The 8860-nt window shown below is 73.0% G+C and carries 8 protein-coding genes; 2 read left to right on the top strand and 6 right to left on the bottom strand.

The window, feature by feature from the left end; translation table 11 throughout:
- Positions 1–201 precede the first annotated feature (201 nt).
- Positions 202–1287, top strand: a complete 1086-nt coding sequence (gene rutA / locus Q7A36_RS22945; RefSeq protein WP_305106085.1) for a pyrimidine utilization protein A — start codon at positions 202–204, stop codon at positions 1285–1287.
- 42 nt (positions 1288–1329) lie between these two features.
- On the opposite strand, the gene Q7A36_RS22940 is transcribed toward rutA, so the two are convergent.
- From Q7A36_RS22940 to hflK, 3 genes are all read right to left on the bottom strand, one after another.
- Complete coding sequence (locus Q7A36_RS22940; protein WP_305106084.1) at positions 1330–2913, bottom strand: DegQ family serine endoprotease; 1584 nt, start codon at positions 2911–2913, stop codon at positions 1330–1332.
- A 121-nt stretch (positions 2914–3034) separates the two neighbouring features.
- Entirely contained in the window at positions 3035–3940 is a 906-nt protein-coding gene (hflC, locus tag Q7A36_RS22935) for a protease modulator HflC (RefSeq protein ID WP_305106083.1), read from the bottom strand.
- On the bottom strand, positions 3937–5106 hold the full coding sequence (gene hflK / locus Q7A36_RS22930) for an FtsH protease activity modulator HflK (protein WP_305106082.1): 1170 nt from the start codon (positions 5104–5106) through the stop codon (positions 3937–3939). Before hflK ends, hflC begins: the two co-directional genes overlap by 4 nt.
- 185 nt (positions 5107–5291) lie before the next feature.
- Here hflK and Q7A36_RS22925 point away from each other — a divergent pair, with 185 nt between their 5' ends.
- Positions 5292–6461, top strand: coding sequence for an Mrp/NBP35 family ATP-binding protein (locus Q7A36_RS22925; RefSeq protein ID WP_305106081.1), 1170 nt, complete (start codon positions 5292–5294; stop codon positions 6459–6461).
- 114 nt (positions 6462–6575) lie between these two features.
- On the opposite strand, the gene Q7A36_RS22920 is transcribed toward Q7A36_RS22925, so the two are convergent.
- The 3 genes from Q7A36_RS22920 to Q7A36_RS22910 form a co-directional block, all read right to left on the bottom strand.
- Positions 6576–7274, bottom strand: a complete 699-nt coding sequence (locus Q7A36_RS22920) for an aspartate/glutamate racemase family protein (RefSeq protein ID WP_305106080.1) — start codon at positions 7272–7274, stop codon at positions 6576–6578.
- Between the two features lie 346 nt (positions 7275–7620).
- Positions 7621–7842 carry a hypothetical protein gene (locus Q7A36_RS22915; RefSeq protein ID WP_305106079.1) on the bottom strand — a complete coding sequence of 74 codons (222 nt, stop codon included), beginning with the start codon at positions 7840–7842 and terminating at the stop codon, positions 7621–7623.
- A gap of 127 nt (positions 7843–7969) precedes the next feature.
- Positions 7970–8857: a PfkB family carbohydrate kinase gene (locus tag Q7A36_RS22910; protein ID WP_305106078.1), complete on the bottom strand. Its 888-nt coding sequence runs from the start codon at positions 8855–8857 to the stop codon at positions 7970–7972.
- Positions 8858–8860: the final 3 nt, after the last annotated feature.

Raw genomic sequence — 8860 nt, 5'->3', positions numbered from 1 at the left:
GAGCTCAGACACCCCAGGCGGCCTCGGGCTGCCATCCGTTGTCAGCCTCGCCGGCTCACCGCCGGCAGGCAACAGAGAGATACAAGGCGCGCCGATGACCGCAGGGCCGGATGGCCCGAAGGTCTGAATCGGCCCGCCCGACATACAAGGGCGCGGCACGGTGCTTGCTGCCCCCGTCCGGGCCAACGGAGGGAGCAGCGGATGGATATCGGCGTCTTCATCCCCATCGGGAACAATGGCTGGCTGATCTCCAGCACCTCGCCCCAGTACATGCCGAGCTTCGATCTCAACCGACAGGTGGTGCAGCGGGCCGAGCATTACGGCTTCGACTTCGCCCTCTCGATGATCAAGCTGCGCGGCTTCGGCGGTCCCACGGAGTTCTGGGACCACAACCTCGAAAGCTTTACCCTGATGGCGGGCCTCGCCGCCGTCACCACGCGCATCCGCCTCTATGCCTCGGTCGCGGTGCTCACCCTGCCGCCGGCCATCGTGGCGCGCATGGCCTCGACCATCGACGACATCTCGGGCGGGCGCTTCGGGGTCAACATCGTCTCCGGCTGGCAGCAGGCGGAATACGACCAGATGGGCCTCTGGCCCGGGGAACGGCATTTCGCCAACCGCTACGACTACTGCGCGGAATACGTGCAGGTGATGCGCGAGCTCTGGGCCACTGGCCGGTCCGACTTCCAGGGCAGCTACTTCCGGATGAAGGACTGCCGCGTCAGCCCGCGGCCGAAGGCGGGCCGCGTGCCGGTGGTCTGCGCCGGACAGAGCCCGGCCGGCATCCGCTTCGCCGCGCAGTACGGTGACTACAATTTCTGCGCCGGCGCCGGCCAGAACGACCCCGGCGCCACCGCGCCCAACATCGCCCGGCTGGTGCAGGCGACGGCCGAGACCGGCCGCGCCTGCGGCGCCTATGTCCTCTACATGGTCATCGCCGCGGAGACGGACGAGGCGGCGCTGGCGACATGGGAGCGCTACCGCGACGGCGTGGATACCGAGGCCGTGGCCTGGCTGACCGAGCAGGCGGGCGCCGACAGGACGGCGGACGCCACCTCCACCGCGCGCTGGATGGCGATGGCGAAATCGGCGGTGAACTTCAACATGGGGCTCCTCGTCGGCTCCTACGCCACGGTGGCGCAGCTGCTCGACGAGGCGGCGGCGGTGCCCGGGACCAGCGGCCTGATGCTGGTCTTCGACGACTTCATCGCCGGCATGGAGGCCTTCGGCGAGCGCATCCAACCGCTGATGCGCTGCCGGCAGGACCGCATCGCCCAGGCCGCGTGAGGCGACGTCGCCGGAGGGGGCCCCCCTCCGGCGATCCTTGCCTCAGCCCGGGCTGCCGCGCTCGCCGCGCAGGCGGAGCGGCACGAAGCGCTGGCCCTGCGGCGTCTCGATCAGCAGCAGCGCGGTCGGCCGGTTCTGCTTGCGCAGCGCCTCCAGCCGCTGCTGGACCTCCTGCGGGGTATTCACCCGCTCCTGCTGCACCTCGACGATGACGTCGCCGGGGCGCAGCTCCCGCTCGGCGGCCGGGCTGTTGGGCGCGACCTCCATGACCACCACGCCCTTCTGCTCGGGCTTGAGCGAGAAGCGCTCGCGCACCTCCGGCGAGATCGGCCCGACGCGGAGGCCGAGGCCGGAGAGCTCGGTCGGCCGCGCCGCCTGCGGGCCCGGGGTGGCGGCGGCCTGCTGCGTCTCCGGCGGCAGCTCGCCGACCGTGACCTCCAGCGTCTGCTCCTTGCCGTCGCGCCAGACCACGACGGGCACGCCGCGGCCGACCGGCGTGTCGGCGACGATGCGCGGCAGGTTGCGCATCTCCCGCACCTCCTGCCCGTTGAATTTCAGCACCACGTCGCCGTTCCGGATGCCGCCCTTGGCGGCCGGCCCGTCATCCTGCGCCCGGGCCACCAGCGCGCCGCGGGCGCCGCCCTGCAGGCCGAGGCTTTCGGCGATCTCGTCCGTCACCTGCTGGATGTTCACGCCCAGCCAGCCCCGCCGCACCTTCCCGCCATCCTGGAGCTGCGCGACGATGTTGCGCGCGAGGTTGGACGGGATGGAGAAGCCGATGCCGATGGAGCCGCCCGTCGGCGAGTAGATGGCGGTGTTGATGCCGACCACCTGGCCCTGCATGTTGAACAGCGGGCCGCCGGAATTGCCGCGGTTGATGGCGGCGTCGGTCTGGATGAAGTCGTCGTAGAGGCCCTGGCGGATGTCGCGGCCGCGGGCCGAGACGATGCCGGCGGTGACGGTGCCGCCGAGGCCGAAGGGATTGCCGATCGCCAGCACCCAGTCGCCGACCGAGGTCTGGTCGCTGTCGCCGAACTGCACGGCATGCAGCGGCTTGTCGGTCTTGATCCGCAGCACCGCGATGTCGGTCCGCGGGTCGGTGCCCAGCAGCTCCGCCCGGATCGAGGTATTATCCTGCAGGATGACGTTGATCTCGTCCGCGCCGTCGATCACGTGGTTGTTGGTCACCACGATGCCGCTGGCATCGACAACGAAGCCGGAGCCGAGCGACTGCGCCCGGCGCGGTCGCTGCGGCTGGTCCTGACCGCCCGGCCCGCCCGGCCCGCCATTGGGCGCGCCCGGGCGGTTGCGGTTGAAGAAGTCGCGGAAGAATTCCTCGAAGGGGCTGCCGGGCGGGGCCTGCGGCAGGTCCGGCGCATCCGGGCGATTGGCGCGCGCCTGCAGGGTCTGGGTGGTGGAGATATTCACCACCGCCGGCAGGAGTTGGCGCGCCAGCGGCGCGAAGGAGGAGGGGGCATCCCGCATGGGCACGGCCTGCGGGGCGTTCAGCACCGGGGCGCCTTCCGGGGCGGGGGCCGGCAGGGCCTGCTGGGCACCGGCCACCATGGGCAGGGCGGCGAGGAGAGCGGCCAGCGGGCCAGCCATAGCGATGGGAGAAAGGCGCATCGGGGGTACCTCGACTGCGAAGGGGGCCTGTGAGGGCGACGCCCCCTTCAACGCTAGGGGATTTGGGTGGTGCCGGCCACCATGCCGGCACCGGCGGAGGGCCGGAGCCCACCGCAGCGGGTCATTTCGGCGCCGCCTCGGCCGGCGACTTTGGCACCGCCTCGGCCGGCGAGAGGCTGCGGAAGTACTTGAAGAAGTCGCTGTCCGGGCTCAGCAGCATGCGGCTCTCGCCGTCCGAGAAGGCTTCCCGCCAGGCCTGCATGGTGCGCCAGAACTGGAAGAACTCGGGATCCTTGGAGAAGGCCTCGGCGAAGATGCGGATGGCCACCTGCTCGCCCTCGCCGCGCAGGGTCTCGGCCTTCGACTGCGCCTCGGCGATCAGCACGGTGCGGTCGCGCTCGGCCGCGGCGCGGATGCGCTGCGCCTGCTCGGCGCCCTCGGCGCGCTGCTCGCGGGCGACGCGCTCGCGCTCGGACTGCATGCGCGAGAGGATCGCCTGGGTATTCTCCTCCGGCAGGTCGGCGCGGCGGATGCGGACATCCGAGACGTCGATGCCGAAGCTGCGCGCCTCGGCATTCACCTTGGCGCGGATCTCCCCCATGATCCGGGCGCGGTCGGCCGAGAGCACGGCAAGCAGCGGCTCGCTGCCGAGCGTGTTCCGCAGGGTCGACGAGACGATGGGGCCGAGCCGCAGGCGGATGCCACCCTCGGTCGCGCCGACCGTCTGGTAGAAGCGCAGCGGGTCGGTGATGCGGTAGCGGGTGAAGGTGTCGACGACCAGCCGGCGCTGGTCGCCGAGGATTACCTCCTGCCCCGGCGCGTCGTAGTCCAGCAGGCGGCGGTCGAAGCCGATCACCGTCTGGATGAAGGGCAGCTTCCAGTTCAGCCCGGGCGTCTGCACCACCCGGATCGGCTGGCCGAACTGGGTGATCAGCACCTGTTGCGTCTGGTGCACGGCAAAGAGCGAGCTGGCGGCGACGACCAGCAGCACGGCGAGGGCGACGGCCCCGATGATCAGGCGGTTCATCGGGCGGGCCCCTGCGGGCGGGGCGAGGCGAGCGTCGGGGCGGCGAGGGCAGCGGCCGGCGGGGCGGGGCGCGCAGCCGGCCGCTCGTTCAGGTTCAGCAGCGGCACGAGGCCCTGCAGCCGGTCATCCACCACGACCTTCGGGTTGCGCCGCAGGATGTCCTCCATCGTCTCCAGGTAGATTCGCCGCCGCGTGATGTCGGGCGCGCTGCTGTAGGAGGCGAGCACGCTGGTGAAGCGCTGCGCCTCGCCGCGGGCGCGGGCCTCCTGGCTGTCGCGGTAGCCCTGGGCTTCCTGGATCATCCGCTCGGCCTCGCCGCGGGCGCGGGGGATGATGTCGTTGCGGTAGGCCTCGGCCTCGTTGCGCTGCCTCTCGCGATCCGCCGCCGCGCGCTGCACGTCGCGGAAGGCCTCGATGACCGCGCCGGGCGGATCGACCTTCTGCAACTGCACCTGGGTGATGGCGATGCCCGCCTTGTACTGGTCCATGATCGCCTGGGTGCCGGCGCGGACTTGGTCCTCGATCTGGCCGCGCGCCTCGGTCAGCGCGGGCTGGATCGGCGTGCGGCCGATCACCTCGCGCATCATACTCTCGGCCGCCGACTTGATCGTGACCTCGGGGTTGCGGGTGTTGAAGAGGAAGTCGCCGGCGTCGCGGATGCGCCAGCGCACCACGAAATCGATGTCGATGATGTTCTCGTCGCCCGTCAGCATGAGCGACTCTTCCAGCACGTCGCGGCCGACCGGCGCGCGTACCGGCGCCGCCTCGCCCGAGCGGAAGCCGATGAAGACCAGGTTCTCGGTCGTGACGCGCGGCGTCTCCACCGCTTCGACCGGCCAGGGGATGTGGTAGTTCAGGCCCGGCGCCGAGGTGCGGTCGAAGGCGCCGAAGCGCAGCACCACGCCCTCCTCGTCCGGCTGGACGCGGTAGAAGCCGCTGGCCGCCCAGAGGGCGACGACGATGAGGCCGAGGATGGCCAGGCCCCGCCCGCCGCCGCCGGTCGGGATGATCTTGCGGACGGCGTCCTGCGCCTGGCGGATGAGGTCGTCGAGGTCAGGACCCGGACCGCGGCCGCCGCCACCGGGCGGGGTCGGCGGAGGCGACCCCCAGGGCCCGCCCGGCCTGGGATTGCCCCAGGGGCTGGGTCCGCCGTTGTTCAGCGCCATGGATCGAGCCGGCCTCCACGTTGTTCGTTCGGCCGCCGCTGCCGCCCCCTTGTCCCGGGGGGCTGGATGCCGCGGCGGTGCCCGGCCATATGACAGCGCCGGCCGGGCCGCGGAAAGGGTGCCGCGACCGGCGACGACATCCCGGGCGTCGGCGATATTGAGGGGTTGAGGGGGCTTTTCAAGCGATGGGCGAGTCTCTGGTCGAGGCGGTGCGGCAGGCGCTCCGGTCCGTGCGCGATCCGCTGAGCGGGCGCGACGTGGTGGAAGCCGGCCTGGTGCAGGGCCTCGCGGCGCGCGACGGCCTGGTGCAATTCGCCGTCGCGGTGCCGCGCGAGCGGGCGCGGGAGATGGAGCCGCTGCGCCAGGCGGCCGAGAAGGCCGCCGCCGGGGTTCCCGGCGTGCTCAGCGTGACCGCGGTGCTGACCGCGCACCGCGAGCCGCCAGGGCCGAAGCCGGGCGGCACTGGCCGCGCCGGGCCGCCGCCGGCCGGGCATGGGCACGCGCATCCGCCGAAGGCGCCGCCCGGCCAGGGCCAGCGTTCTCCCACGGGCCAGGGCCCGATGCTGCTACCGGAGGTGGGCAAGATCGTCGCCGTCGCCTCCGGCAAGGGCGGCGTCGGCAAGTCCACCACGGCGGTGAACCTCGCGGTCGCGCTGGCGGCGCAGGGCCTCGCGGTCGGGCTGCTGGATGCCGACATCCATGGCCCCTCCCTGCCGCAGATGCTCGGCGCGCGGGAGAAGCCGCGCACCGAGGGAGACCGGATCATCCCGCTGCAGCGCTGGGGCCTGAAGGCGATGTCCATCGGCTTCCTGGTCGATGAGGAGACGCCGATGATCTGGCGCGGCCCGATGGTGATGGGCGCGCTGGAACAGCTCATGGGCCAGGTCGCCTGGGGGAAGCTCGACGTCATGGTGGTGGACATGCCGCCGGGCACGGGCGATGCGCAGCTCACCATGTCGCAGCGCGTGCCGCTGGCCGGCGCCGTCATCGTCTCGACGCCGCAGGACGTGGCGCTGCTGGATGCGCGGCGCGGGGTGAAGATGTTCGAGCGGGTGAACGTGCCCGTCCTCGGCCTGATCGAGAACATGAGCTATTTCTGCTGCCCGAACTGCAACCACCGCGCCGATGTCTTCGGCCATGGCGGGGCGCGGGCGGAGGCGGAGAAGACCGGCGTCGAGTTCCTCGGCGAGCTGCCGCTCAAGCTCGAGATCCGCCAGCTCGCCGATGCCGGCACGCCGATCGTCGCGGCGCGGCCGGAGACGGAGGAGGCCAAGGCCTATCGCCGCATCGCGGCGCGGCTATGGGACAAGCTGCAGGGCGCCGGCGCGGCGGCACCCCGCATCTTCGTGGAGTAACGGCGCCTCCGACCGACGCGCCTGCCGCAGGCGCGGCCGGCGGATCCGCGGGGACTGATGCCTGCGGCGATCACGGCGGCACCGTCCGGCGCGCCTCGCCACGCGCAGGCCGGATCAGGCGCCCGCCAGGGCGTCCAGCGCGACCCGGTCCGTGGCGATCTCGGCGAGCAGCTCCACGTGCACGTCGAGTGCATCGATCACGGGATAGCCGGGATCCTGCCCGTCAAAGGCGAGGTTGAGATCGGTCCCAGCCAGCACGATCGCCTCGGCCCCGGCCGCCATCATGCGCCGCCCGGCCTCGAGGAAGGCATCCCGCTGCGCCGGCAGGCACCGACCGGCGACCGCGACTTCCTGATAGGTCTGGCCCAGCGTCTCGATGTCGTCGTCGAGCGCGAGGGCCTCCGTCCGGGCGAGCTGGCCGTAGAGGCGAGTCCGCATCACCACGCGCGTGCCGAGCAGCCCGATGCGCCGGATCCCCCGCCCGGCGAAATAGGCATCGAGCGGCGCCACCCCCGACACGATGGGCAGGGGCGACAGGGCCGAGAGCTCGGCCAGGCAGAAATGCGCGCCGATCGACGTCAAGGCTGCGCAGGCGCAGCCCGCATCCTTCAGCCTGTGGAGCAGCGGGAGGAAGGCATGCGCCTGCTCCTCCCGCCGGTCGGCGAGGTTGTTGCGGATCAGCTCCTGAATGTCGCCGTGGACGATGGTCAGGTCGAGCCTGGCCCCGCCGCGTTCCGTCACCGCCGCGGCGAGCCGCTGGTAGTAGACGATCGTCGCCGCGACGCCGATGCCGCCGATCAGGCCGACATGCATGAGGATCCTCTTCCCGCTGGAGCGAATACAGGGCCGAACCGGTCGGCCTGCGTGCCGACCAGCCCAGGTCAGGGAGTTCGGATAGCACGTCGTTACCAGGCAGTCGTTACCGGGCGCGGATCGCCGATGCTCGGAAGCGCCCGACCACGCGAATCCGTCCGGCGCGCCGTGGCCTGGAGCAAGAACCGCCGGAAAGACCCGGGAACACTCCGGGGCAGGTCGCAAGCCTGCCCGGGCAAGGCGGCTGCCTTCGCGGGACGGGCACAGCACCAGCGGGCGGGTCGGCCTGGACGATGCAGCCCGGGCGGCCCGTGCCGCGGTACAGCCCCCGCCCGGTGGTGCGTCGTCAATAGGCGCTGGCGAGCTCGCCGAGTTGCGGCTCGACCGGCAGGCAGACCAGGCGCGTGCCGGGGCGCGCGACGAGATGCGTCGTCGCCTCCTCGCAGGCCTCGACCGTCGCATAGGTGCGGAAGCCCACGGTCGGCGCAGCCTGCGGCACGGCGGGCGTCGCCGGGCTGGCCGAGGCGAGGTTGGCGAGCGCGGCCACAACGATCACGAAATCGGTCATCTGATGCTCCTGTCACCGGCTCGCCGGCGAGGAGGAGCATGCGCGGCGCGGCGCCATGCCGCAGTGCGCCGGCGCACGCCGCGGCGACCATGGCCGTTCCACGCTGCCGGGCATTGCCGCGCCGCTTCTACCCGCCCTGTCGCAGCAGCGCATCGGTCTCCGCCGCCCGCGGCATGGCCGCGCCGGCCCGCGTGCAGGCCAGCGCCGCCGCGGCCGAGGCGCGGCGCATCGCCGCCTCCAGCGGCAGCCCGCGCTCGAGCGCCGCGGCCAGCACGCCGCACCAGGCATCGCCCGCGCCGGTCGTGTCCACCGCCCGCACCGGGAAGGCCGGCACGCGGAGCGGCCCGGCCGCCGTCATCGCCTCCGCGCCGGCCTCGCCACGCGTGACCGCGACGCCGATGCCGAGCGCCCGGTGCAGCGCCGCCGCCTCCGCGCCGCAGCCGAGGCGCGCGGCGAGCCAGGCGGCCTCGTGCTCGTTCGCCACCAGCAGGTCGAGGGCGGCGAGCGCGGCACGGTCCAGCGCGGCAGCCGGGGCGAGGTTCAGCAGCACCCGCGCGCCGCGCGCCCGGGCGCGCATGACCAGCGCGGCGGTCTCCGCGGCCGGCACCTCCATCTGCAGCAGCAGCAGGGTCGCCGGCGTCAGCGCCGCATCCTCCACCTGCGCGGCGCGGGCCAGCAGGTTGGCGCCGCTGCCGACCGCGATCTGGTTGCGCCCCGCCGGATCGACCGCGATGGCGGCGCAGCCGGTGGGTGCCGCCGCGATCGCCAGCCGCGCGAGATCCACGCCCGCCTCGCGCAGGCCGGCGAGTGCGACCTCGGCCAGCGGATCGGCCCCGACCGCGCCGGCGAAGGCGGTGGGCGCGCCGTCCCGGGCGGCCGCGACCGCCTGGTTCGCGCCCTTGCCGCCGGGCAGGGCGACATGCCGCGGGCCGAGGACCGTCTCGCCCGGGCCCGGCAGCGCCGGCAGGGCGAAAACGAGATCGGCATTCACCGAGCCGAAGACGAGGACGGGCATGGC

Source organism: Paracraurococcus lichenis, from assembly GCF_030657435.1.
In the GTDB taxonomy this organism is placed as follows: domain Bacteria; phylum Pseudomonadota; class Alphaproteobacteria; order Acetobacterales; family Acetobacteraceae; genus Paracraurococcus; species Paracraurococcus lichenis.
The sequence above is the reverse complement of the archived record's forward strand: the minus strand, read 5'-3'. Positions and strand labels throughout refer to the sequence as shown.

Excerpts from the sequence above, each read along its gene's own strand:
- rutA (WP_305106085.1), top strand. The coding sequence starts at position 202 with ATGGATATCGGCGTCTTCATCCCCATCGGGAACAATGGCTGGCTGATC.
- Q7A36_RS22940 (WP_305106084.1), bottom strand. The coding sequence starts at position 2,913 with ATGCGCCTTTCTCCCATCGCTATGGCTGGCCCGCTGGCCGCTCTCCTC.
- hflC (WP_305106083.1), bottom strand. The coding sequence starts at position 3,940 with ATGAACCGCCTGATCATCGGGGCCGTCGCCCTCGCCGTGCTGCTGGTC.
- hflK (WP_305106082.1), bottom strand. The coding sequence starts at position 5,106 with ATGGCGCTGAACAACGGCGGACCCAGCCCCTGGGGCAATCCCAGGCCG.
- Q7A36_RS22925 (WP_305106081.1), top strand. The coding sequence starts at position 5,292 with ATGGGCGAGTCTCTGGTCGAGGCGGTGCGGCAGGCGCTCCGGTCCGTG.
- Q7A36_RS22920 (WP_305106080.1), bottom strand. The coding sequence starts at position 7,274 with ATGCATGTCGGCCTGATCGGCGGCATCGGCGTCGCGGCGACGATCGTC.
- Q7A36_RS22915 (WP_305106079.1), bottom strand. The coding sequence starts at position 7,842 with ATGACCGATTTCGTGATCGTTGTGGCCGCGCTCGCCAACCTCGCCTCG.
- Q7A36_RS22910 (WP_305106078.1), bottom strand. The coding sequence starts at position 8,857 with ATGCCCGTCCTCGTCTTCGGCTCGGTGAATGCCGATCTCGTTTTCGCC.